Origin of the sequence: Pseudovibrio sp. POLY-S9 (genome assembly GCF_001431305.1) — a bacterium.
Lineage (GTDB): Bacteria > Pseudomonadota > Alphaproteobacteria > Rhizobiales > Stappiaceae > Pseudovibrio.
This window is the reverse complement of the sequence record NZ_LCWX01000145.1, coordinates 65,927-88,794: the sequence shown is the minus strand read 5'-3', so window position 1 is coordinate 88,794 and position 22,868 is coordinate 65,927. Positions and strand designations below refer to the sequence as shown.

The 22,868-nt window shown below is 51.3% G+C and carries 23 protein-coding genes; 11 read left to right on the top strand and 12 right to left on the bottom strand.

All coding sequences use genetic code 11. The features are described 5' to 3' along the window. Nucleotides 1-3 precede the first annotated feature (3 nt). Complete coding sequence (gene hisB, locus PPL9_RS12675) at nucleotides 4-597, bottom strand: imidazoleglycerol-phosphate dehydratase HisB (protein WP_057463029.1); 594 nt, start codon at nucleotides 595-597, stop codon at nucleotides 4-6. Between the two features lie 204 nt (nucleotides 598-801). Between hisB and pyrF the strand changes: the two genes are divergently transcribed. The 3 genes from pyrF (at nucleotide 802) to PPL9_RS12660 (ending at nucleotide 3,164) form a co-directional block, all read left to right on the top strand. Further along, on the top strand, nucleotides 802-1,518 hold the full coding sequence (gene pyrF, locus PPL9_RS12670) for an orotidine-5'-phosphate decarboxylase (protein WP_057463028.1): 717 nt from the start codon (nucleotides 802-804) through the stop codon (nucleotides 1,516-1,518). A gap of 135 nt (nucleotides 1,519-1,653) precedes the next feature. Continuing rightward, entirely contained in the window at nucleotides 1,654-2,322 is a 669-nt protein-coding gene (gene pcp, locus PPL9_RS12665) for a pyroglutamyl-peptidase I (RefSeq protein WP_057463242.1), read from the top strand. Nucleotides 2,323-2,819: 497 nt separating this feature from the next. Then, nucleotides 2,820-3,164: a hypothetical protein gene (locus PPL9_RS12660; protein ID WP_057463027.1), complete on the top strand. Its 345-nt coding sequence runs from the start codon at nucleotides 2,820-2,822 to the stop codon at nucleotides 3,162-3,164. Between the two features lie 68 nt (nucleotides 3,165-3,232). On the opposite strand, the gene PPL9_RS12655 is transcribed toward PPL9_RS12660, so the two are convergent. Beyond that, nucleotides 3,233-4,162, bottom strand: coding sequence for a prolyl oligopeptidase family serine peptidase (locus PPL9_RS12655; RefSeq protein ID WP_057463026.1), 930 nt, complete (start codon nucleotides 4,160-4,162; stop codon nucleotides 3,233-3,235). A 289-nt stretch (nucleotides 4,163-4,451) separates the two neighbouring features. Here PPL9_RS12655 and PPL9_RS12650 point away from each other — a divergent pair, with 289 nt between their 5' ends. The 5 genes from PPL9_RS12650 to PPL9_RS12630 all read left to right on the top strand — a co-directional run bounded on the left by PPL9_RS12650 (nucleotide 4,452) and on the right by PPL9_RS12630 (nucleotide 11,456). Further along, nucleotides 4,452-4,961 carry a DUF2867 domain-containing protein gene (locus PPL9_RS12650; protein WP_057463025.1) on the top strand — a complete coding sequence of 170 codons (510 nt, stop codon included), beginning with the start codon at nucleotides 4,452-4,454 and terminating at the stop codon, nucleotides 4,959-4,961. 344 nt (nucleotides 4,962-5,305) lie between these two features. Further along, on the top strand, nucleotides 5,306-7,363 hold the full coding sequence (locus PPL9_RS12645) for a methyl-accepting chemotaxis protein (protein WP_057463024.1): 2,058 nt from the start codon (nucleotides 5,306-5,308) through the stop codon (nucleotides 7,361-7,363). Nucleotides 7,364-7,564: 201 nt separating this feature from the next. After that, on the top strand, nucleotides 7,565-9,163 hold the full coding sequence (locus PPL9_RS12640; RefSeq protein WP_208989343.1) for a DUF4173 domain-containing protein: 1,599 nt from the start codon (nucleotides 7,565-7,567) through the stop codon (nucleotides 9,161-9,163). Between the two features lie 2 nt (nucleotides 9,164-9,165). Next, nucleotides 9,166-9,867: a response regulator transcription factor gene (locus tag PPL9_RS12635; RefSeq protein ID WP_057463023.1), complete on the top strand. Its 702-nt coding sequence runs from the start codon at nucleotides 9,166-9,168 to the stop codon at nucleotides 9,865-9,867. Beyond that, nucleotides 9,864-11,456: a HAMP domain-containing sensor histidine kinase gene (locus tag PPL9_RS12630; protein WP_057463022.1), complete on the top strand. Its 1,593-nt coding sequence runs from the start codon at nucleotides 9,864-9,866 to the stop codon at nucleotides 11,454-11,456. The genes PPL9_RS12635 and PPL9_RS12630 overlap by 4 nt, the downstream gene beginning before the upstream one ends. 408 nt (nucleotides 11,457-11,864) lie before the next feature. Here the strand turns inward: PPL9_RS12630 and rsgA are convergent, their stop codons facing one another. The 6 genes from rsgA to secB all read right to left on the bottom strand — a co-directional run bounded on the left by rsgA (nucleotide 11,865) and on the right by secB (nucleotide 16,533). Then, nucleotides 11,865-12,905, bottom strand: a complete 1,041-nt coding sequence (rsgA, locus tag PPL9_RS12625; protein WP_057463021.1) for a ribosome small subunit-dependent GTPase A — start codon at nucleotides 12,903-12,905, stop codon at nucleotides 11,865-11,867. A 318-nt stretch (nucleotides 12,906-13,223) separates the two neighbouring features. Beyond that, complete coding sequence (locus PPL9_RS12620; protein WP_057463020.1) at nucleotides 13,224-14,024, bottom strand: protein-L-isoaspartate O-methyltransferase; 801 nt, start codon at nucleotides 14,022-14,024, stop codon at nucleotides 13,224-13,226. Nucleotides 14,025-14,217: 193 nt separating this feature from the next. Beyond that, on the bottom strand, nucleotides 14,218-14,739 hold the full coding sequence (locus PPL9_RS33285) for a hypothetical protein (protein ID WP_057463019.1): 522 nt from the start codon (nucleotides 14,737-14,739) through the stop codon (nucleotides 14,218-14,220). Between the two features lie 204 nt (nucleotides 14,740-14,943). Continuing rightward, entirely contained in the window at nucleotides 14,944-15,369 is a 426-nt protein-coding gene (locus tag PPL9_RS12610) for a hypothetical protein (protein WP_057463018.1), read from the bottom strand. Between the two features lie 40 nt (nucleotides 15,370-15,409). After that, entirely contained in the window at nucleotides 15,410-15,859 is a 450-nt protein-coding gene (locus PPL9_RS12605) for a hypothetical protein (protein WP_057463017.1), read from the bottom strand. Between the two features lie 164 nt (nucleotides 15,860-16,023). Further along, the gene (secB, locus tag PPL9_RS12600) at nucleotides 16,024-16,533 is read right to left on the bottom strand and encodes a protein-export chaperone SecB (protein ID WP_057463016.1); all 510 of its coding nucleotides are present in this window, start codon (nucleotides 16,531-16,533) and stop codon (nucleotides 16,024-16,026) included. Nucleotides 16,534-16,764: 231 nt separating this feature from the next. On the opposite strand from secB, the gene PPL9_RS12595 reads away from it, so the two are divergent. Both PPL9_RS12595 and PPL9_RS12590 read left to right on the top strand, forming a co-directional pair. Then, the gene (locus PPL9_RS12595; RefSeq protein WP_057463015.1) at nucleotides 16,765-18,120 is read left to right on the top strand and encodes an ActS/PrrB/RegB family redox-sensitive histidine kinase; all 1,356 of its coding nucleotides are present in this window, start codon (nucleotides 16,765-16,767) and stop codon (nucleotides 18,118-18,120) included. A 131-nt stretch (nucleotides 18,121-18,251) separates the two neighbouring features. Continuing rightward, nucleotides 18,252-18,797, top strand: coding sequence for an ActR/PrrA/RegA family redox response regulator transcription factor (locus PPL9_RS12590; RefSeq protein ID WP_057463014.1), 546 nt, complete (start codon nucleotides 18,252-18,254; stop codon nucleotides 18,795-18,797). 87 nt (nucleotides 18,798-18,884) lie between these two features. On the opposite strand, the gene PPL9_RS12585 is transcribed toward PPL9_RS12590, so the two are convergent. Next, the gene (locus PPL9_RS12585; protein WP_057463013.1) at nucleotides 18,885-19,523 is read right to left on the bottom strand and encodes a septation protein A; all 639 of its coding nucleotides are present in this window, start codon (nucleotides 19,521-19,523) and stop codon (nucleotides 18,885-18,887) included. Nucleotides 19,524-19,868: 345 nt separating this feature from the next. On the opposite strand from PPL9_RS12585, the gene PPL9_RS12580 reads away from it, so the two are divergent. Next, nucleotides 19,869-20,360, top strand: coding sequence for a DUF1499 domain-containing protein (locus PPL9_RS12580; RefSeq protein ID WP_208989342.1), 492 nt, complete (start codon nucleotides 19,869-19,871; stop codon nucleotides 20,358-20,360). A 177-nt stretch (nucleotides 20,361-20,537) separates the two neighbouring features. Here the strand turns inward: PPL9_RS12580 and PPL9_RS12575 are convergent, their stop codons facing one another. The 3 genes from PPL9_RS12575 to PPL9_RS12565 all read right to left on the bottom strand — a co-directional run. Further along, nucleotides 20,538-21,245: a class I SAM-dependent methyltransferase gene (locus PPL9_RS12575; RefSeq protein WP_057463012.1), complete on the bottom strand. Its 708-nt coding sequence runs from the start codon at nucleotides 21,243-21,245 to the stop codon at nucleotides 20,538-20,540. Nucleotides 21,246-21,502: 257 nt separating this feature from the next. Beyond that, nucleotides 21,503-22,504 carry an iron ABC transporter permease gene (locus PPL9_RS12570; RefSeq protein ID WP_057463239.1) on the bottom strand — a complete coding sequence of 334 codons (1,002 nt, stop codon included), beginning with the start codon at nucleotides 22,502-22,504 and terminating at the stop codon, nucleotides 21,503-21,505. Between the two features lie 56 nt (nucleotides 22,505-22,560). After that, a partial coding sequence (locus PPL9_RS12565) for an ABC transporter substrate-binding protein (protein ID WP_152986689.1) occupies nucleotides 22,561-22,868 on the bottom strand: 308 nt, incomplete at its 5' end.

The following is a 22,868-nucleotide window of genomic DNA, read 5'->3' as shown; positions in this document are numbered from 1 at the left end:
AGGTTAGCCGCCAAGCTGACCTTTTGTAGTTGGCACGCGTCCACTCTGGCGTGGATCTGGTTCGATAGCTGTGCGTACAGTACGCGCAACTGCTTTAAAGCATGTTTCCGCAATATGATGGCAATTGGTGCCATAAAGGTTTGCAATGTGCAGAGTAAAACCTGCATTCATGGCAAACGCACGGAAGAACTCCTCAAAAAGCTCAGTATCAAACGTGCCAACCTTGTCCCGTGGGAAGTCTACCTGCCAGACAAGGAAAGGACGACCGGAGACATCCAGAGCCACGCGGGTCAAGGCTTCATCCATCGCAAGGTGCGTGTCTGCATAGCGGGTGATGCCGCTCATGTCGCCAAGCGCTTCTTTAAACGCTTGCCCCAGAGCAATGCCCACATCCTCGGTGGTGTGGTGGTCGTCAATATGGATGTCACCATCTGCGCGGATCGTCATGTCCACGAGCGAATGTCGGGAAAGTTGTTCCAACATATGATCAAAGAAACCAACACCGGTTTTGATGTCGTACTTGCCTGTGCCATCCAGATTGATGGAAACAGAGATCGTCGTTTCTTTTGTGCCGCGGGCAATAGTGGCCTGACGCATGGGATGTCCCTTGATAAGTTTATAGTCCTTATACTCATGCAAAACCCCTGCACAAGCATTTAAAGACGCGCCGTTTTAACAGGCTAAGGGATCGCTGAAAATACCCAAAGATGAAAAAGCTAGGATCTGCTACTCCCTCTGGTATTTCTCGGCACAAACTGTTAGGAACTGAGCCGTTTATCTAGCAGATATTTGGAGCCTCGCATGTCTTATCGCCCAGCAAGTGCAGTCGATCGCCTGATCCTCCCTCTGGATGTTCCAACAGTTGATGAGGCCCGCCAGCTCGTCAAACAAACACAAGGACTTGTCGGCACTTACAAAATTGGCATGCAACTCCAGTTCGCAGGTGGTCTTCAGTTCGCTGAAGAGATGGCGAAGGAAGGGCATTCCATCTTTCTGGATGTAAAGCTTCTGGATATCGACAACACCATCACCAGTGCAGTGAAAAACGTCGCGAAAATGGGCATGAAGTTCATGACCGTGCACGCTTACCCGAAAAATATGCGCGCAGCCGTAAAGGCACTGGAAGAAGTTGGCAACAAAGACCTCTGCCTGCTGGGCGTCACCGTGCTCACCTCAATGGATGAGCAAGACCTCAAAGACGCGGGCTACGTCGGCCCTACAGCAACCTTGGTGGAACAGCGTGCGCTTGATGCGGTAACTGCTGGCGTCGGTGGCATCGTCTGCTCGCCAATGGAATCCGCCGCCATGCGTGCCAAAGTTGGCGACAAGCTCTGCATCGTAACACCAGGCGTACGCCCTAAAGGCACAGATGCAGGCGATCAGCGCCGCGTGATGACACCTTACGACGCAATCAAAGCGGGTTCCGACTACCTCGTCATCGGCCGCCCAATCTACCGCGCCGAAGACCCCCGCACCGCAGCTGAAGCTGTTGTCGCTGAGATCGAGAGTGCTCTGTAAGGCCTAAACTGCACAAACTCGGGAGCCTCTGTCATGCAGAGGCTCTTTTTGCTTCATCTGTCTTTGTCTCTTGAACAAAGGCTTAAGCTGCTCTGGGTACCATTTGCGCGATCTGAACGAGAGGGAGCGCATTTTATGGAAACCATTCTCATCACAGGCTTTGGCGCCTATGCCAATACGCCCACCAACCCGGCAGAAAAGCTTGCGCTGGCACTGGATGGTGAAGAGATCGCTGGTGCTAAAATCGTCTCCCGCATCGTCTCAGGCAGCTATTTTCACTGCATAGAAGAAACCGTCGCTGCCATGGAAGAGCTGAAACCCAGCTCTGTCCTCATGCTGGGTGAATATGGTGGTCGCTCCATGATCACGCTGGAGCGCCTCGCACAAAACCTCAACGACTGCGCCCGCTATGGCGTAACCGATACCGCAGGTGTCACACTTCAGGGTGAGCTGACCGTGCCAGATGGGCCAGTTGGCTACTACGCAACGGTTCCTCTTCGGGCTATGACGCAAGCCATGCGTGATGCAGGGGTGCCAACGGATATTTCGGATTCAGCTGCCACGTTCTGCTGCAATCATCTGATGTACGGCGTCCTGCACCACATCACGAAACACAACCTCCCGGTTCGGGCCGGTTGGGTGCATCTGCCGCATTTGCCGGAGGTTGCCGCCATGATCCAGAACCTTGGAGCACCAAGCATGTCCGTCGACACTCTGGTCAAAGGCATGCGAGCCGGAATTGAAGCGTTACAGGCAAATCATCAGGACCAGAAGATCAACATCATCTCCAAGATGTTGATCTGAAAAGGACACACCCCAGCACTAAAAAAACGGCACATCGGGCATAAAAGCGTCTCTCAACACTTATCCATACCCTCTGACGCCGAGTTCAGCAGATGTGATCAGGTTGGGTTGTGTTTTGTAAATATCACAACTCATATGACTGCCTTCGCAGTTTTGCGGGTCAGTCCAGATCACAGCGGCGTTATTTAGGTGGTAAGGTTGACGATTTCCGCACGCCCATCACGGCTTTGTGTCTCATAGAAGACAGTTTCTGCCCTTATTCCAATTCATAGTGGTCACTGGAACTTCCTGCCTCAAAAACGGGGAGCTCTTAGGAGAAAATTCGATATTTTCTGCCACTATAGAAACAAATGGATTGGATGGTCTGTCTTGCAGAATATGACACCGCAAACACTTATGAATAAGGTTGCATCGGATGGCGGCATGGAAGCGCCTGTCTTTAATACAGAAATACAGACGGTGAGTGTACGCTGAATGCCGATGATGTTGAGATCCACATGCGGGCCTGCGACAAGCGCCTGAAGATGATGGCCTACCTCTCAGAGGATGCCGACGTACCGCAGCATGTCATGGTTCAGATGCTGCACGAGAACCATACCGCAAAGAACCGCTTTACCTTCATTCGTGTTGCCCTTGGCCAGCCTGCCGTTGTTTCCTGCATCGCTCTTCAAGAGCTTGATGCCGCAGAACTCAAACTGTTCCTTGCAGAATTTAAAGAAGTTGTCCGTGCGTGGAAGCCAAAGTTCACCCCTGCCTCCCAACGTCAGTGCGAGCGCAAGATGAAGCGCGATGGTGTCTGTCACTCGCAGGATAGCGCCAAGGCAAAGTTGGAACTGCATTAATAAGCAGCCAAGCTGACAATCCATCCCCCGCCATAAAAGAAAAGGGCAGAAAACTGCCCTTCGATGGATCAATCCAGCTGCGCCAACCATCCCTCAATGTCGGTGATGACCTGCTCGACCATGCTTTCCCCTCCAGCCCTTTCAAAGGAGTGGGTCATGTCTGGGTAGGATTTATAAGTAATATTGGTCTTACTCAGCTCCGTGAGTTTCGCAATCTGTTGATCAACAGCTTCAGGTGAAACGCTTTGGTCTTGCCCACCTTGCACAATCAATAAAGGGTTCTCAACTTGAGCCAGAATCTCTAACTGATCTAGTTTCAGCATAGCGTTCCACCAGCTATAGCCGTGCCCACTCATGTTGACGTCAAACGGTTTGCTTGTGGTGATCTGCTGCGCAAAGCCTTTGAACCCAGCAGAGGCTTCTTTAAACGCCTCATTAGGCATGCCGCTGGACTTCATGTTGTGCAGGATATCATCAATAAAGTGACGCCCTCCACCATTCAGAGCAACACTGGCCGTCACAAAATCAGTTTTTGCAGCAATCATATTGGCAACCACAGCACCTTCACTGCCGCCCAACAGAAACACCCGCTTGTAAATCCCGGCTTCTTTCAGCTGATTGATAGTCTTGATGTAATCTGCTGTCCGACGTTCCGGTGAGTCATTTTCGATGTAATCCGCTGGGCAGTCCGTACGCTTATCGCTGCGATCCCATGAAAGATCCGAGGTGATGCCGTATTTTTCAACGGTCAACACATCCGCTTTTGGCAGCACCTGCGAGAATTCCTCATTGATCAGAGTATTGTGAGCAACGCTGTTGCAGTCAGAGCCCTGAATGAGAACAAGGAGGTCGGTCGCATCCTTCGGGCTTTGGGATTTCAGATAGATTGTGATCTCACTGCCGTCTTCACGCACAAGATAAAGGCCTGATGCAATAGCGGCCTGAGCAGTGAAGAGAACAGAACACCCAATAGCAACACGAAGCAAACTAGATTGCATAAATTCCCCCATGAGCAGACACAGCAAGCGCACAGATCCATACAGAAAGGCCTGTCTTGCGGAACCTCATACTCAACGTGATCTGCCCGTAATATAAAAATAGAAACACCGAACTGGTGCAGGGAAAATTGTGCTGCAACCATAAGGCGAGAGTGTGGCGCCTAAGATATATAATTATAGTTTCAGGCAAGCCGCGTAACAGGATCTAATCCGTTGTCTATAAAAGTACTTTAGATTATTCTAAAGAGAAGGTCACATTAGTCTTGGCTACATTGAAGGAGCATCAGAAATGCCGGAAATCTCATCCCTCCTGGTCCCTCAATTGGTTGCTCCACGCGAAGAGCTTAACTTCTATCACGTCAATTCGTTGAAGATAAACGCACAACCAACCGCATTTGAAGTCTACCGTGCGTTGTTCAGCAAACGCTCCGCTTGGCTCAGCGCTGCGTTTTGGGTGAGAGACCAAATCTCCGCATTAGCGGGCGTCACAAAGATAAAAGGATTTGGAGACAAACGTACAACCACACTGCCAGATGTGGGAGATCATCTAGATTTCTTTTTGGTGGAACATATCGAGGATCGCGAGTTAGTGCTCACCTCAAGAGACAAGCACCTCTCAGTCATGACCACCATCAGTGTCGACGCTGCAAATGAAGGGGCGCTGGTCCGCATCACGTCCTCAGTCATCACCCACAACTGGTTCGGCAACCTCTACATGCTGCCCGTTGGCCCAGCCCACAAGTTCATTTCCTGGCGCATGCTACGTAACGTAAGTCGTGCATTTTGCTCAGCTAAGTAAAACGCTTAATCAGAATGTATTAGTTTACTGAATCAGGCGTTTTATTTCGAATCTCTGCTCTGATTTAAGTTTGTCTGCGAATAATTGTTGACCTGATTAATCAGTTTACTGATATCTCTAATGTTTGTTTTTAAAGAATATACGAAATAACTAATGTTTTTTATCTGAATAACAAAAGGACTTCATTTCCAGAAAAAGAACTTCTGAACAAGGCTCTATCAAAAGTGCAGCTTTCACACGATTCCAAATGCTACTCGCATGCATGAAATCGGCCCTGTATCGTTAACTGGCCGTAAATAAACAAGGGAAAATGCTTAGCTAGATTTCAGCGGACCCATATTATCATGTTTGCATATTTAGCTAAGCTCAGAATTGTTCATACCATTACACTGCTCTCAATTATTCCAAGTATTGCAGCTCTCGTTTTTCTCTATCAGCTCATCAAGGTGGATACCGAGGATGAGCAGAAGCTGGCAGCGCTATCTCAGCTCACGCGCCTATCGGTCAAAATCGGCAGTCTGGTGCATGAGCAGCAAAAGGAGCGCGGAGCCACTGCCTTGTTCCTCGCCAGCAAAGGCCAGCAGTTTGCGGTTGACCTGAAAGAGCAACGCCGGGCAACCGATACAGCGCGCATCGACTACCTGCAGTTTCTAAATGGCTTTGACCTGACCATCTATCAGCCGGAATTTGCAGCAGACCTGGAAGGCATCAACGCGCGACTGCAAAAGACACCAGCCATGCGTTCTAAAGTGGATGCTCTCAATGTGCAGATTGGAGAGGCTGTCAGTTTCTACACCCAATTAAACTCCGAGAAGCTGGATATCATCGGTTCCATGAGCGAGCTCAGTCCCAACGCGGAAATCGTAGATCGCATTGTGAGTTATCATGCCTTCCTTCTGGCAAAGGAGCGGGCAGGGTTGGAGCGAGCGGTTGGTGCCGCTGGCTTTGCAAGCAATGCGTTCCCACCTGCAGCTATGAAGAAGTTTCAAAAGCTGATCGTGGAACAAGAGGCCTTTACCCATATCTTCCAGACCTATGCCACACGTGAAATTTTTGCAGACCTCACAAAGGTGCAGGAAGGGGCTGCCAACACGAAGCTGAACACCTACCGCGATATCGCGCTGGGTGGTGCAAACTCCACAACTGGCTTGCAAGCAATAAGCGGTCCGGAGTGGTTTGAAACAGCTTCCCAGAAGATCAATCAGCTCAAGACACTGGAAAACACCATCGCCGCAAGCCTGATCACAGATACGGAGCATCTTCAGGCCAATGCCAACGGACGCCTGACACTGCACATGAGCATCGCAGCAGCTGCCTTCCTACTGGTGTTCCTGATGTCTTTCATCCTTATCAAATCCATCCAGCGCTCTTTCGCAGGTATCATTGAGGCCATGGAGCAACTGGCGAGTGGGAACCTGAACATCAAACTGCCGAAACCTGCAAAAAACGAAGTGGGCCAGATGATTAGGGCGGTATCCGTATTCCAGGAAAACATGATCCTGGCGCGTAATCTGAAGCAGGAGCAAGACACTCAGCACGCAGTCCAGCTTGAGCGTGGTGAGTTTCTGGAAGGGCGTATTGCCGATTTTGAGCAGGCCGTCTCATACGTGCTGGAGACCATGGGCCGCAACTCGCAGACCATGCAGCTCTCCTCTCAGGAAATGTCGAATATCTCCGAGCTCACAAGCTCCCAATCCAAAGCTGTGGCTTCCGCAGCTGAAGAAGCATCCCGCAGCGTCCAGTCCGTCGCCTCAGCAACGGAGGAACTCGACAGTTCTGTCGCTGAAATCGGTAACCAGATGCACCATTGCCGAAAAGCAGCCTCAGAGGCCGTAGAGCAAGTGCACAGCGCCAATTCCGATGCAGCAGAACTGCGCAAGGCTGCACAAAGTGTGGGGGATGTGGTCAGCATCATCACAGATATTGCCGAACAAACCAATCTGCTTGCGCTCAACGCCACAATAGAGGCCGCGCGGGCAGGGGTAGCTGGCAAGGGCTTTGCTGTGGTGGCAAGCGAGGTGAAGTCGCTGGCAGAGCAGACATCTCAGGCCACCGAGCAGATCCGCAACGAGATTGCAGATATCCAGCGCGCAACAGAGGGCTCTCTCACTGCTATGGAAGACATCGACAAGATCATTCGTGAGATCGACGAACGTGCCAGTGCTGTCTCCAGTGCAATCAGTGAGCAAAAGTTCGCCACGCAGGAAATCGCAACCAACGTCAGCGAAGTTGCAGGTGGAACGGCGGAGGTCACGGAAAACATCTCCAAGGTCAACGAGGCCGCCATCCAAACCGGCGTAACCTCCAAGCAAGTCCTCATCGCTTCCGAAGAACTCCGCACGGAAGCTGATCACCTCCGCACGGAAATCGACCAGTTCCTTGGTGACATAAAAGCGGCTTAGGGAGACTGAAACAACAAACCAAAGGCAGTTTGCGCATCAACGTAGGCTGCCTTTTCCGATGCCCAACACATCATGAAAACCGCCTGCACAGAAACTGCACAAATCTGCACGCGATCTCATGTGTTTTGCCCAACTCCCTGCAATCGAGGTCTCTAGATCTCCCCCAACTTCATTCTTTCAAGTGATTTTGGGGCAAAATCAATGTTATCGACCTTTCGCAAACAACTGCCATGGATGCCTGTCCTTAGCATTCAGGCGCGTCTTATTCTCGGTCTGGCGCTCTGCCTGCTCGCAGATTTCCTATTCTTTGGTCGCCGCGCAGAAATCGGCTTCAGCATCTTCATCGTGGCCGTTGCCTTTGCAATCATGCTGGCGGGTGCAGGCAGGGTAAGTGCTCACCGTGCATGGATCGCAGGACTGACAGTGATTGTTGGCGTTGCACCAAGCGTGCTCCAGTGGGATTTCCTCAGCGGCTTTATTGCGATCCTATCACTAGCCACAAGCGCACTGATCATGAACTTGCGCATAAACGCCTTCGACTTGAAGTTACTAAGAGTGCTGCTCATTTTCCTGCGCCGCTGGCCGCTGGGCTTTGTAAAGGACATGATCACTCTAAGTCGCGTGAAGCGTCGCAAACGGCCATTCTCCAACTACGCAAAGCTGGCATTCACCTGGTTCTTACCGCTAACGCTGTTCCCGGTCTTCCTCTACCTGTTTAGCTCATCAAACCCGGTCATTGAGCAGTGGTTGCTCAACATCAATCCTGGAAAGTTCTTCGAAAAACTGAACATGGCACGCATCGTGTTCTGGTCCATTGCTTTTGCTCTGGTCTGGCCGTTTCTGCGGGTCAAGTTCAGAAAAAAGCTGAAGAAAGAGAAAACAGCTGTGCTGAGTGTCAAAACACCGGAGCAGGAAGTTGTTCAGGCCTATCAATCAGTGATGGATGATCTCTTTGGCTACAAGGCAGTGGTTCGCTCGCTGGTCCTCTTCAACGGCCTCTTCGCCCTGCAAACGGTGTTGGATGCTGTCTACCTGTGGGGTTCTCAAGAACTTCCTGCAGGAACCACATACGCCAATTACGCACACTCAGGCGTTTATACGCTCATCATCGCCGCTCTGCTTGCTGCAATTTTCGTGCTGTTTGCCAGCCGTTCAGGGGCTGCGACCGCAAAATCCAAGCTCGTGCAGGTACTGCTGCTGGCATGGACAGTTCAAACCACTCTGCTTGTGGTCTCCTGTCTTGCTCGCCTCGGCAATTACGTCAGCGAGTATTCAATGACTTACCTGCGCTTTTACGCGTTGATCTGGGTGATGCTGGTGCTTATCGGGGTGCTTAGCATTGTTGTGAAGCTCGCGCTGAAGCGTAACAACAGCTGGCTTGTTCGGGTGAACATGCTTGTGGTCGCGGTGATCCTGTATTCCCTCAGCCTCACAAACACTGCCGCTTTGATTGCAGACTACAACGTGACTTACGCCGAGGGCACCAAGTTTGACCATTGGTATCTGATCAAGCTTGGTCCGCAGGCAATCCCCGCAATTGATGCTAAGATCAGAAGCGAGCTGGACCGCAGTGTTGAAGGCAAAAATGAGAGATTGATAGAGTTGCAGTCCTCCCGGCGTTACATGGCTCTCCACGTGCGGCTCGATGCAAGGGACTGGCGCCTTTGGAGCCTTAGAAATCAGTTGCTGCTCGATTATCTGCAAGAGAATGAGGTCCCGGTCGAATTGCAAACCCCGACTGAGTTGCAAACGGCACCAAGCGACAGTAAAACTCGATATCGTGACGATCCGGGCCTCTGAAAATGCAAAATATTCTCGTAGTTGATGATGACACTCATATTCGCGACGTCATCACCTTCGCAATCGAAAAAGCCAATTACAAAGCAAGCGTTGCTCAAGATGGGTTTGAAGCTGTCGCCCGTTTCAGGAACGAGCCGGTAGATCTGATCGTCCTCGATATCGGCATGCCTGAAATGGATGGTTTTGAGGTTTGCCGGGAAATCCGCAAGCACTCAGAAGTGCCGATCCTGTTCCTGTCAGCGCGCGATGAAGAAATTGACCGGATCCTCGGTTTGGAGATGGGCGGTGATGACTACGTCACCAAGCCATTCAGCCCTCGGGAGCTTGTCGCGCGTATTGGCGCAATTCTGAAGAGAACGAAAGGCCCCAAGCTCGCAGAACCGGCAAGCTCTGCTCAACGAGAAGCCGGAGGCGTGCGACTGGATGCCGCGTATCGATCTGTGACGTATCGGGGGCAACTTGTGGAACTGACATCAATCGAGTTTGAGATCCTGAAACTGTTTCTTGACCGTCCAAGAATGACGTTTTCGCGCGACAAAATTATAGATCTTGCATACCCGCCAAATATCCATGTCTCTGACCGCACCATCGACAGCCACATCCGCAATCTGCGCTCGAAGCTGACAAATGCAGGGGCTCCCAATCTCATCGAAACCGTTCATGCCGTCGGGTTTCGGTTAGCAGCCATGTCTGCTGCAACATGAAGGCTGCCACAACCCGCAAAAAGTGGCGCCCGACCCTGAGCATGGTTGTCGTTGCTGTGTTGCTAAGCGTGCTTCTGCTGCCATTCGCAATCATCCTGTTCTTCCGCATCTTCGAGCACCAGATTTTCCAGCAAACAGAAAATGCACTGATTGCCCAAAGCGCCGTCTTGTCTGCAGTCATGTCACGCATGGTGGCTGAGCAAGAGGAGATAGAGCTCGGTGAGTTTGCAGCCATTGAACAAACCATCTCCATTGAGGATGGCCCCTACAAACCCATCGCACCCCGCACCTATCTGTTTTCTGCAAAAACATACCCACGCCGGGCAAAAGCGCGTCCTTCAGGTGATCCATCGAGCGACATTATGCAGGAGATCGGGAGCCGCTTGTCTCCCTTGCTCGTAGAGACTCAAAAGGTCACTTTGGCTGGTTTCCGGGTGCTGGACCACAAAGGAAACGTCATCGCTGGGCGCAGTGAACTGGGGCTCTCACTAAGCCACATTGAAGAGGTTCAGGCAGCTCTTTCGGGTGAATATAAAAGCGTTTTACGAGAACGCATTTCAGATGAACCAGCTCCAGCTTTCTCATCCTTAAGCCGCGGAACGGCAACGCGTATTTTCTCAGCAATGCCAGTCATCTTGCACAACAAGGTTGTCGGCGTGATTTATGCGTCCAGAACCCCAAGCAACACCCTGCGCCAGCTCTTCAAGCAATGGGAAATTGTTGCCATAGCAAGCGCATTCACATTGCTGGTGACAGCGTTGATTGGCTTTGTCTTTCTGCGGGTGATCACGAAGCCAATCCACGAGCTCATAGAGCGCACACAGCGGATCAGTACGGGGGACGCAAATGCAATCGCCCCGCTCAAGCACAACGGCACACGTGAGTTTGCATCGCTGGCAGATAGCTTCCTGTCCATGGCGCGCAAGATATCTGAGAGAGCAGATTACATCTCAACATTTGCCTCACATGCAGCGCATGAACTGAAGTCTCCGATCACAGCAACCAAGGGCGCGGTAGAGCTGCTGATGGAGTCTGGTGAGGACATGTCGAAGGAACAGCGAAACCGCTTCCTGAATAACATCCTCAAAGACTCCGACAGGGTAACAGCTCTGCTGGATCGCTTGCGTCATCTGGCGCGTGCAGACAACCCGAAATCAACGGGTCAGTTGGATCTGGAAAACCTGCTCAACCACCTTCAAAATCAATACGCTAGTCTTGAAGTGAACTGTAAGAGCCAATCTTCGGTCCAAGTGCCGATCACGCTTGAAAATGCAGAAATCATCTTCTTCAACCTGGTGGACAATGCGATCAACCACGCGGCCACGAAAGTTACTATCCAAATCGAAGAAACGCCGACAACACTGCGATTCTACATTTGCGACAATGGAAGCGGTATTTCTGAGGGGAACGCAGGGAAAATTTTTGACCTGTTCTTCACAACCCGTCGCTCAGAAGGTGGGACCGGAATGGGCCTTGGCATCGTGCAGTCCATGGTGAAATCTCACTACGGCTCTCTCACCTTTTTGGCGGATCGTGCAGAAACAACCTTCTGTGTTGAGCTGCCCAAAGTCCTGCCACAGGACGTATAATCCCGAATCTGTGTGTGGCTTCCCCCTGCTTCGCGGGGAGCGTCTAGCCTAAAAAAAAATCTTGCGCTGTTCTTTATAGGACAGCTTGTTTCATGGATCCGCGCGACACTCATCTAAAGCAGCCGCAAAAACAAGGCTGCCACACCGAGTACGGTATTGCAGCACTGAATTCGGTTAAAAAATAGGTGAGCGTCACCACTTCGGTCAGACAGCAAATTTACCGAGTGGATAAGCCTCCCGAGGTCTTTGAAGTTGCCTCAACACAACAACACTTCAAAGACATCTGGCCGACCTGCGGAAACTGCCAAATTCGTGGGTCGGCTCCCCCTTGGAGATGCTGAAAACCGCAAGAAACCGCTCTAATGCACTCCCGCAAACTTACATCCACGGGAGCACATGTCATGAGTGTCAGGCGTCGCCTTTCATGTGTCGGTTACCGCTTTGCACGCGTTTGATCATTTTTGAGAAGTTTTTTGAACGGGACCGGGACTGCGCAACAGTCTCACTGTTGTATTGCTCTTCCCGCACCAGCTTCTGCCAGCGTTTCAACCGGGCAGCATCCAGCTCACCCGACTCAATCGCAGCCTGAATGGCACACCCAGGCTCTGCATCATGGCTGCAATCACCAAACCGGCAGTCCTCAGCAAGATCAACCAGATCCTGAAACACCGCCGAAACGCCTTCGGAAACCTCATAGAGCCTCAAGGCACGCATACCCGGCGTGTCCATAAGCCAGCGGCCTTCACCAATCGGGTAAAGGCAGCGTGCCGTCGTTGTATGCCGGCCTTTGGCATCATCTTCACGAATTCCAGAGGTTTTGGCGGAAGACCCGCTCAAGCTGTTGAGAATGGTAGACTTACCAACACCAGATGACCCAACCAAAGCTGCCGTCTGTCCGGCTCTCCACCAGTCAAAGAGCGGCGTGATTTGAGAGGTGTCGCGGGTATCCAGCGCGATGACTGGCAACAAAGGATCAATCTTTTGCACCTGCACTTCAAAGTCTCGCGTGTCCTCCACCAAATCGGCTTTGGTCAACAGCACAACAGGTTGAATGCCAGCTTGCTGGGCAACAGCCAGATATCGCTCAAGGCGCGCAATGTTGAAGTCTTTGTTGCAGGAGGTGGTTATGAACAGCACATCCAGATTAGCCGCAATCAGCTGCGTGCGAGCATCTTCGCCTGCGGCCCGTCGTTCCACGACAGTAAGGCGGTCAAGAACACGCGCAACCTGAAACTGAGAATCATAGATGACCCAGTCACCAACGGCATAAGAGCCGGTAGAACCATGGCCTGAGACGCTCAAAGAAAACTCTCCCTCACTGCTGATAGCGACCATCTGGTTCCTATGAACCTGAGTAATGCGCGCAACAGAAAGGGTTTGCAGCTCGTCATCGCGAAGCTGCATCATAAAATGAGCCGACCAACCCAGCTCAATCAATTTATGGGACATTTATCTGCCTGAAATAGAACAGCACCATAGGGTCGCCGTAGCTATCGCATACGGACCCCAAAGTGGGTCAGGCAGGTAAGGCGTGTTGCCTATTTAAACGAACCTGCCTGAGGCACCTTTATTACAATCATCAAACACCTCCTTTGGTTGCGTTTCGGGCATCACACTCTTGTGCAACATCTATGAGCTTATAGAGCTACCGGGTGTTTGGCAAGCAGGATTCCCATGCGGCATAATGGCCAAAGCGCGTTGTGTCTGATTGGCTTCAGTCAAACCATAAGAAGTCGCTGCACTAAAGATTTTGGAGCGCGATGTGCTCTAAGAGTTCGACCTGGCTTCGAGCGCCAGATGGATCATTTTTGCCACATCCAGCACGTCATCATTCAGCGCTTGCTCAACCAAGCTGATGTCCACCGTCATGTCATAAAGCTCGCCAAAATCGTCTGTAAACGGACTGTTCTTGTATGTGTGGCTGACAACAAATGCACACGGGGAGCTGACCTTCAGCTCGCACGTCTTCTTTTTCTTCTTCAAGCTGATAAAGAAGCCATGCCCCCAGTCATTGGTAAAGGGAAACACGATTTGCCCCCGCAGCTTGGTATTGAGATAAAGCTGGGCCGGGATCGTTGTTGTGCCATAGCAAAGGTAGACCCGATCTAACGGCGCACCTTTGTAATCTGCATGAACGTTCGCAATGGACGCCAGATTCTCGTGACACGGATCATGCAGTTTGTCATGCGGTTCATCGAAGTAGACAACGCCTTCAGCGCCAACCACATGAGCAATGATGGCAGTGAAATAGCCAAGGCCAGAACCTGACTCAAAAACCGCCATACCCGGCTTGAGGTCTGACCAGTTGAAGATCTGCGCCCATAAAGACGGCTGACCAGTATTGATATTGGCCTCGTGCACAAGTTCTACCAGCATGTCCTGATAAAGGTCCTCTGGATCCTCCAGAACCGCCCTGCGGCCATACCCTTGCGTTGTGATAGCGACACGCCATGGAGGGGGAAAGAGGAAATCTTCTTTGCGAACAGTGGCAAACGCATCCATCAGCAATGCCCGGTTCCCACCGCGCAAATTGTAACAAACTTCTTGCGCGTATGCGTTTTCAGACATCGCAGAAAAACCGCCGCCTCAAGAGAAGAGATAAAGTATGACCCATGCGACCGGATACAATCAAACCGCATCGATCTACTCAAATCAAATATTAGAGCGCAGCACGTGAGTGCCACAAACTCCAGGACAGACTAACTTTTCCCAAGAGCAATTGAAGACCAGTTGAAATAAGGGTCCTAACTTTAACGGAGCCCTATTGCGCGGAGCTGGTCCCAAGACTTGCAAGCTTCTTCGCAGAGGGAGCCCGCCAAACTTGGTAAAGGCCATATCCAATCAATGGGATATAAATAAAGTTTGAAATGAAAGAAGAATTGATGAGCCAGTTTATCATCTGATCTGGTTCAAGAAGTAAGAATAACGTTATGTGGGAGTAAAATCTAAATACAACGGAATAAAAACTAATGGCGAATGAGATCCCGATGTAAAGCCCAATAAAACTCAGAAGATTAATTCGTTTAGGAGCTACAAAGAAGCCTGCGAGTATAAAGAACAGGACAATCGCGGACCGTAAATAGTAGATTGTGACAAGTCCAGGGATAGGAGGGAGGTTTGAAACAGCGTTAAGAAAGATGCTGCTGAGTAGTCCCAATAATGCCTCTGAGGAAAGGACAATAAAAGCATAGCATAGGTATGTGCGGATCAGTTCAGCACGGCTGACACTGAACATTGCGATGTCAGGACGAGGCTGTCCTGCTGGTTCTTCTGGTGTTTTCATAAATCAATATTTCGGTCAGATAAATGCAAATTGACCGATGAGACGGTCCGTGAAATCGCGGACCATCTTATGTTCTATACATGCATATGCAACCTAAAGTGCAAAATCTAAGACTTATGGTAGTAATAGGAAGCGCAGAACCCGGCTCGCCTGATCAGAGGCTCCGTATTTTGCACAGCGCTTACTTGGGTGCAATGTGAAGTTTTATCCAGGCATCTCATAGTTGTAAGAAGCGCAGAAATTGGATTGGCTTTCCATGCCTTCTACCGTCATAGGCGGCATATCACCGTCAAAAACATCGATTGCCAGCATGTTCTTGCTTGGGTAGCTGAGAACGAGATAGCCATCTGTCGTGTCTGGCAAACAGAGATTGTTGTTACGGATCAGCATGAGCATATCAGCGCCCGTAAAGCGGTAGAGATTGGGAACTTCGCTGGTTACAGGCTTAATATGCAACACACTTCCTGTCGCCATCGTGATTGAGGTCAACCCCACGACGATGTCACCAGTAATACTCGTCGCGGTGGTGCTGGAGGCGCCCCATTTTTTATCAGGAGCCTCGCCAGCATAAGCAAGCGGAATGGAAGCAAGAGACAAGCCCAGAAAGACAGAAGTAATCTTGATTTTCATTTGGAACTACCTTGATTGAAACAGTCAGGCGTAGGTTGCCCTACGACTTGTTGTAGGTAAACGAGCCGCAGAAACCGGCTTGCTGATCAACGCTCTTGCCAGCTTCAGGCGGCACATCACCTCCGAAGACATCAATCACGAGAAAATCTGGCTGCGACCGGTCGATGATCATGATACCTTTATCGACGTCTTTCTCGCAGAAAACTTTGCCCTCTGGCAGGTCGAGAGACGTTGCGCCAGTGAAGGAGAAGAGGTTGGGGGTATACCCTTCAACGCCCGTGATTGTCAGAATTCCAGATTTGCCCATCTCGATCGTCCCGGGAGCCAGAATAATGTCTCCGGTGATCTGCTCAGCTGAAAAGCTGTAGGCGTGCCAGTCTTCCGGGCCGGCAATTTCCGGCTCGTCCTGAGCAAGGGAACCAACAGGTGTCATCATGAGGGCAACAATGCCCAGAGCACCAGCGATACTTCGTAAGTTTGGATGCCGCATCTTAAGTCTCTTGAGGCCTCTCTCCGTTTATCGCGGAGATCCTAGGCGGCGAAAATAAATATCTTCCTAGATCGAAATATCGAATTGCAGGCAAAACAAAAGCCACGCTGGAATCCAACGTGGCTTTGTCAAAGTACCGACGGAATGCCGGAAACTTAAAATTCTTAGTTTGGCTTTGCTTCGCCGTTTTCGCCTGCAGCAGGTGTCTGCTGAGCAGCAGCAGCCTGAGCGAGGTTCTGACGGTACAGAGCTGCAAAGTCGATTGGATCGAGCAGCAGTGGTGGGAAGCCGCCATTGCGTGTGGTGTCTGCAAGGATGTTGCGAGCAAACGGGAACAGCATACGTGGGCACTCGATCAGGATGAACGGGTGCATATGCTCCTGAGGAACACCGGTGATCTGGAATACGCCACCGTAAACGAGTTCAACAGCAAACAGAACCTGCTCAGGAGTGTTCGCTTTTGCGTTCAGAGTAATAATAACTTCGAACTGGTCTTCGCCAATTGGGTTCGCACCAACGTTTACGTTGATGTCCAGCTTTGGCTGTTCACCTGGCTGAAGAGACTTTGGAGAATTTGGGTTTTCAAAAGAAAGGTCTTTAATGTACTGAGCCAGGATGTTCATGCCTGGTGCAGCTGCTTCACCCTGTTCACCAGCAGTATTAGCTTCACTCATATCGTTTTTCCCGTGTCGCAATAACAATCACTGGTACAACACACTGTCACTCTTAAGTGTTTGTTTGCCGTACCTGCGCAACTAGATGGTGGCTAGCATGCCCCAGAGGCGGATACAAGGCTATGCTAACATTTCAGCGGCAAAACAAGATAGTTCTGCCACATAACCCATTGGCAAGTGGATCACCTGTGATTTATGAAGGGCATCTGTGACATATTGGAGCAAGATTAAATGATGAGCACACCGGAAGGGCAGTCGCGACTGTTAGACCCGCAGATCAAGCTGGATACGCTTGTGCGCCTGCGTTGGTTGGCAGTGGCAGGACAAACTGTCTCTTTGCTTGTGGTGCACTATCTGCTCAACTTCCCGCTGCCCATTGGTTACAGCTACGTTCTGGTGGCCGCATCCGCCTGGCTCAATGTCATTCTCAAAATTCGCTGGCCATCAAGCACGCGCATTTCCAAAAATGCAGCAGCAGCTCAGCTGGCCTACGATATCATTCAGCTCGGTGGTCTGTTCTACCTCACAGGTGGTCTGGGCAACCCGTTCTGTTTCCTCATTCTTGCACCTGTTGTCGTCTCTGCAACCGCGCTCTCTTCCCGCAACACCATCATTCTCGGCGCGCTGGCCGGTGCAGTTGTCACGCTGCTCACCGCGTTCCACATGCCGTTGCCATGGTATGATGGCACGCAGATTGATCTGCCGCCGCTCTACCTTGTCGGCGTCTGGTTCTCGCTCATGTGCTCCATGTTCTTCATGGCAACATACTCTTTGCGGGTTGCTGAAGAAGCACGCCAGCTCTCCAATGCATTGGCAGCCAGTGACATGGTCCTGGCGCACCAGAAGCATCTGTCCGCGCTGGACGGCCTTGCAACAGCTGCCGCGCACGAACTCGGCACACCGCTGGGCACCATCTATCTGACGGCCAAAGAGCTCTCCACCGAGTTTGAGAAGGGCGACCCACTGCGTGAAGATGCTGAGCTGGTTTATTCTCAGGCCGCGCGTTGTCGTGAAATTCTGAAGAAGCTCACAAGCCTGTCCAGTGATGCCGATCAGGTGTTCCAGCGCATGCCGATTTCGCTGTTGCTGGCAGATGTATCTGAGCCGCACCGAGGTCTCGGCATTGAAATCAATATCAAGGCTGAAGGCGTCGGACCAGAACCCGTCGGCGTCCGTGACGCTGCCATCAGCTATGGCCTCGGCAACCTACTCGAAAACGCCGTAGACTTCGCAGAAACCACCGTTCTTTTCGAAGCGAAGTGGGATGATAAGCACGTGGAAATCTTCATTCTGGATGACGGCCCAGGCTTTGCGCCGGACGTGCTTGCCAGAATGGGCGAACCCTATGTTTCCAAACGCTCTGCACCTGCAATTTCAGAGGATGGTGAAGAAGAATTTGACGACGAAGCAGAACGCCAATCAGGCGGTGGCTTGGGTCTTGGCTTCTTCATTGCCAAAACATTGCTGGAGCGCTCTGGTGGAAGAGTGAATTTTCATAATCGAAAAGATCCTGACCGCGGAGCTTTGGTTCATATACGCTGGCTACGTGAAACTATGGATCAGGGAGCGCAAACTCCAGAATCCTGAGAGTAAATCTCTAGGTATCCTAGTAAAAATACTTTAGCGAAATCTGGCTATAAAAGCCCATGGGAACTTCCCTTAACTGAAAAATATACTAAAGTGTCCTGTGAATACCGTAGATTAATCGGACCTGCAAAATGACAGAACCAGAAGTTGCACCTCTTGGACGCCTTCTAATCGTTGATGACGATCGTGCTTTCCAGCAGCGCTTGGAACGTGCGATGCAGAAACGAGGGTTTCACACGGAAACCGCAGACGGCGTAAGAGAAGCGCTGAGTAAAGTTGCAGCACAGGCACCTGATTATGCTGTCGTAGACATGCGCCTCGAAGATGGCAGCGGTCTGGACGTGGTTGAAGCCATCCGCATGAAAAAGCCGGACGCGCGCGCAATCATCCTGACCGGCTATGGCAACATCGCAACTGCTGTAACAGCAGTAAAGCTTGGTGCCATTGACTATCTCGCAAAGCCAGCTGATGCTGATGATATTCTGGCAGCGCTGACCCGCCGTCCAAACGATAAAGCCCCACCACCAGACAATCCAATGTCTGCTGACCGGGTTCGTTGGGAGCATATCCAGCGCGTTTATGAGCTGTGTGACCGCAACGTTTCAGAGACAGCCCGTCGCCTGAACATGCACCGCAGAACGCTCCAGCGCATCCTGGCAAAGCGCGCACCGCGCTAATCCAGCGGCATTTATTGCTACAAAAACACAAAAGCGCGGCTCAAACCGCGCTTTAATTTTGTCTGTACTTGGGAAAGTGAGAGAGCTTTAGCTCTTCTCTTCGCTCTCTAAGCTGTGCTTTTGGATCAGCGGCAGCTGCATCATGGTGAAGACCATGGTGATTGGCATGAAACCAAAGACCTTAAAGTCCACCCAGAAGTCCGTTGAGAAGTTGCGCCAGACGAACTCATTGATCAGCGCCAACACAAAGAAGAACAGACCCCAGCGCATAGTCAGCTTGCGCCAGCCTTCAGCATCCAGCTTGAAGGCGCTGTCAAACACATAGCCCAGCAGAGACTTACCGAAGAACAGGCCACCCAGCAGAATGGACCCGAACAAGGTGTTCACGATGGTTGGCTTGAGTTTGATGAACAGATCATCCTGCAAATACAGTGTCAGTGCGCCAAACACGAGCACCACAACACCAGACACCACCGGCATCACGGGCAGATGACGGGTGAGGATGTAAGACACGGTGAGGGAGATGGTGATTGCCACCATAAAGGCAGCTGTTGCAATAAAGATCGGCTGACCAAGAGTACCCAATGCAGGAAACATCTCAGCAAGCTGTGCGCCTCTGGAGTTGGCGATGAAGAAAACGCCCAATGGACCGAGCTCAAGGGCCAGTTTCAAAAGTGGCGAAACGTCTTGGCGCTCAGTTGTCTGCGTAGAGCGTTCTGAATTCATCTGCAAAGGCTTCCTTTTGTTGCTTTTCTCCCGACCTGAGAGATTTAAGCAGCAATTTTGCTATTAAAAGGGCAATTAAGAGCGAAATTGCAAAATCGTCAAGTTTTATGGCACCAATATAGCCGTTTTGAGGGGCTATAGCCTTAATTATGCGTTCATCTTGCAGTGAAGAAGCGTGAACTACTTGGTTTGGAGTGGAAGTTAAATTTCAGACCTCACTCCTACCCCTCACGCAAACCTGTAAGAGATGCGAACAGATTGTGTCGCACTCTAAACACTAGAATTTCATTTCGCCCGCAACCTCTGAATGAGTTATGCTTTGTGCAAGTGGGAAATTCGGGAACGATGATATTCAAAGGTCTTTCTAAAATGGCTGTTATTGCAATTCTTCTGGTCGCGCTTGTGGTTGGCGTCACTGTAAAACTTATTTGGCAAAACTCTAGAGTGCCGGATTATGTTGGCGTGCATGATGGCCAGTTTGCAGCCCTGCCCAACTCCCCCAATGCCGTCTCTTCTCAAACAGAAGACACAGCCCGTCGTGTGGAGCCTTTTCCCATGCTCTCCTCCTTTGAGATCACACAGGCAGCTCTCACCAACACCTTGCAGGAGATGGGCAAGAACAAGATCAGCAAGGTGGAAGGATCATACCTCCACGCCGTCTTCACAAGCTCAAGCATGGGTTACAACGACGATGTAGAGCTCTGGATCGATGAAGAAGCAGGCGTCGTGCACTACCGCTCTCAATCCCGCGTTGGCTACAGCGATATGGGCGCCAACAAGGCTCGCTACGAGCGTTTCAGAAGCATTTATTCCACATTCACCGATGTTGAGAATTGACTCAGAGGCAACTAACACGCCTGTGAGTTTCGCAGAGTCAGTATCCCCTTGAAATGACTCATGAATCTACCCGATTGCATACAGTGCAACTGACTCTGCGGGAGATAAACCGCAGAAACCTTGAGACTCACAAAACTGTAAGTAGCCAGTGAGTCTGAAGCGGGTCAGGAGGTCAACCTACTTGCTGCAGTGGCTCTGGCATTTGAAGAAGATGAAGCTCGGGTTCTTCTGCAGCTTCTCATAGTGGATTGGAGATTTCTCTTTCATCTCGGCAGCAGGCATCCCTTCGCGCAGGTCCACAACACACATTCCGGCAGCTGAGAGCCACCCAAACAGCATAGAGAGCGGGCGGCGATAAAAACTCACCTTCACCGGCATACCAATGGTGTTCCATTCCTCCGTCACGTGTTCCTGACGCAGATAACTGCCGCTTGGAGAGCACTGCGCATCCACCAGCGGATGATGCGTTGAGAACACGAAGTAACCACCCGGCTTCAACACGTTTCCGATGTCTCTGAAAAGCTTGTTCAGGTCTTCGACGTAATGGATCATCAACGGGCAGATCACGATATCAAACGTGCCTTCCAGTTTCTCCGGCAACCCATTAGACAGGTCGGAGGTGTAGCACTTTACGTTGTCGTCCAGCTTCTCTTTCACCAGCTTCAGCATCTGCTCGGATTCATCAATGCAGGTTACATCGGCTCCGTGATCATAGAGAAACTGCGCATACACGCCGGGGCCGCACCCAAGGTCCAGCACCTTCAGCCCTTGCAGTGGCGGCAGCATGCCAAGCAGGGTGGGGCGCTCTAAAAGAGCGTTGTAGATGTTCTCCTGAATGGCCTCATCATACTGCTCGGCAAAATCGCTATACAACCGAGATGTCATTCACGTACTCCGCATCAAACACATGTTCCCGAACAAGACCTCTGATCAACGCCTAGGAATATGCGACAAAACCATAATTAAAAGCAGCCGAAACCAACCGGAATAAAGGTAAATACCTTTCAAAATCCGTGTTTCTGCCATGCTGCCAGATGGGCCTTGTATGAGTCTAACGCGAAAAAACTGTGTCGTGATGACGGCAAGCTCAAGCTCATATCACAGCAACTACGAGATGCCAGAGTGCTTGAAAAGCGGCAGACCTACCGCTTTTCTCTCAATAACCAGATAAAAAAGACCCCGCCAACAAGCCCGGTGATGATGCCAATCGGCATGTCTTCCGGCTTCATCAGTGTCCGCGCAGCCACATCCGCAAGCAGCAAAAAGATTGCCCCGAACAACGCAGAGACCGGGATCAAGCGCCGATAATCACCGCCCACAAACAACCGCACAATATGAGGCACCATAAGCCCCACAAACCCGATCATACCCGAGAACGCCACCATAACACCAGTAATCAGTGCCCCAATGAGAAAGGTCTCCAGCCGGAATGCACCAACGGAGATGCCAAGCGTGGTCGCTGTCTCATCGCCAATGGTCATGGCGTTGAAGTGTCCGGCCCGCAGCCACAGCCAGACCCCACAAAGGACCAGCACCACCAACGGATAGATAAGGTGTCCCCACTGCGCCAGACCTAACCCACCCAACATCCAGTAAACCACACTGTGCGTCGCCCGCGGGTCTGCCAGAAAGATGAGAATGTTCGCGCCTGCCATCAGCACAAAGCTCACCGCCACACCGGTCAGCACCAAGCGATCTGCACTGGTCGCGCTTGTAAACTTCGCCACCCCAATCACAATAAGTGTCGCCCCAAGAGCACCCAGAAATGCCAGCAAAGGCACGGTGAGCATCCCCAAAAACAACCCCGTATGCAGCAGCGCCAGTACAGCACCAAACGCACCACCAGCTGAAATCCCGATCAGATGCGGATCAGCCAACGGGTTGCGGGTGACGGACTGAAGGCAAGCTCCCACGATGGAAAGCCCGGCCCCCACCATGATCGCCAGCAGCGCACGGGGCAGGCGGATTTCCCAGAGAATACTCTCCCGCCCCAGTGACCAGCTCGGCTCAACCGTCCCCGGCACCAGTTTGTTGGCAAGAACACCCCATACAGTCTCCATGGAAATGGAAACAGCCCCAACGGAGACCGCAAGGCAAACAGAAAGAACCAGCGCAGCCAATCCCACGCAGATGATCTGCAGCATATGATGAGAGGAGCCCCCTTTGGGGGCAGCAACAACGCCGGTTCCTTCGTTCATTCTTAGTTCCCCCAGAATGCCGCTGCGAGTTTCTTGATCGCTTTGATGTTGCGCGGCCCTGGTGTTGCCTCTGCATATTCCAGCGTAACGAACCGGTCGTTCTTCACCGCATCCATATCCGCAAAGGCTGGGTTGTTGAGCATGAACTCACGCTTCTGCTCAGCAGTCACTTCCCCGTAATTCACAATCACGATCATTTCTGGATTAGCCTCAACAACAGCCTCCCAGTTCACCCGCGCCCAGCTCTTCTCCAGGGTATCCATCACGTTAGTACCACCAGCAGCCTCAATCATAGCCGTCGGCATGGCAT

Coding starts and splice junctions, on each gene's coding strand:
- hisB (WP_057463029.1), bottom strand. CDS start 597: ATGCGTCAGGCCACTATTGCCCGCGGCACAAAAGAAACGACGATCTCT.
- pyrF (WP_057463028.1), top strand. CDS start 802: ATGTCTTATCGCCCAGCAAGTGCAGTCGATCGCCTGATCCTCCCTCTG.
- pcp (WP_057463242.1), top strand. CDS start 1,654: ATGGAAACCATTCTCATCACAGGCTTTGGCGCCTATGCCAATACGCCC.
- PPL9_RS12660 (WP_057463027.1), top strand. CDS start 2,820: ATGCGGGCCTGCGACAAGCGCCTGAAGATGATGGCCTACCTCTCAGAG.
- PPL9_RS12655 (WP_057463026.1), bottom strand. CDS start 4,162: ATGCAATCTAGTTTGCTTCGTGTTGCTATTGGGTGTTCTGTTCTCTTC.
- PPL9_RS12650 (WP_057463025.1), top strand. CDS start 4,452: ATGCCGGAAATCTCATCCCTCCTGGTCCCTCAATTGGTTGCTCCACGC.
- PPL9_RS12645 (WP_057463024.1), top strand. CDS start 5,306: ATGTTTGCATATTTAGCTAAGCTCAGAATTGTTCATACCATTACACTG.
- PPL9_RS12640 (WP_208989343.1), top strand. CDS start 7,565: ATGTTATCGACCTTTCGCAAACAACTGCCATGGATGCCTGTCCTTAGC.
- PPL9_RS12635 (WP_057463023.1), top strand. CDS start 9,166: ATGCAAAATATTCTCGTAGTTGATGATGACACTCATATTCGCGACGTC.
- PPL9_RS12630 (WP_057463022.1), top strand. CDS start 9,864: ATGAAGGCTGCCACAACCCGCAAAAAGTGGCGCCCGACCCTGAGCATG.
- rsgA (WP_057463021.1), bottom strand. CDS start 12,905: ATGTCCCATAAATTGATTGAGCTGGGTTGGTCGGCTCATTTTATGATG.
- PPL9_RS12620 (WP_057463020.1), bottom strand. CDS start 14,024: ATGTCTGAAAACGCATACGCGCAAGAAGTTTGTTACAATTTGCGCGGT.
- PPL9_RS33285 (WP_057463019.1), bottom strand. CDS start 14,739: ATGAAAACACCAGAAGAACCAGCAGGACAGCCTCGTCCTGACATCGCA.
- PPL9_RS12610 (WP_057463018.1), bottom strand. CDS start 15,369: ATGAAAATCAAGATTACTTCTGTCTTTCTGGGCTTGTCTCTTGCTTCC.
- PPL9_RS12605 (WP_057463017.1), bottom strand. CDS start 15,859: ATGCGGCATCCAAACTTACGAAGTATCGCTGGTGCTCTGGGCATTGTT.
- secB (WP_057463016.1), bottom strand. CDS start 16,533: ATGAGTGAAGCTAATACTGCTGGTGAACAGGGTGAAGCAGCTGCACCA.
- PPL9_RS12595 (WP_057463015.1), top strand. CDS start 16,765: ATGATGAGCACACCGGAAGGGCAGTCGCGACTGTTAGACCCGCAGATC.
- PPL9_RS12590 (WP_057463014.1), top strand. CDS start 18,252: ATGACAGAACCAGAAGTTGCACCTCTTGGACGCCTTCTAATCGTTGAT.
- PPL9_RS12585 (WP_057463013.1), bottom strand. CDS start 19,523: ATGAATTCAGAACGCTCTACGCAGACAACTGAGCGCCAAGACGTTTCG.
- PPL9_RS12580 (WP_208989342.1), top strand. CDS start 19,869: ATGATATTCAAAGGTCTTTCTAAAATGGCTGTTATTGCAATTCTTCTG.
- PPL9_RS12575 (WP_057463012.1), bottom strand. CDS start 21,245: ATGACATCTCGGTTGTATAGCGATTTTGCCGAGCAGTATGATGAGGCC.
- PPL9_RS12570 (WP_057463239.1), bottom strand. CDS start 22,504: ATGCTGCAGATCATCTGCGTGGGATTGGCTGCGCTGGTTCTTTCTGTT.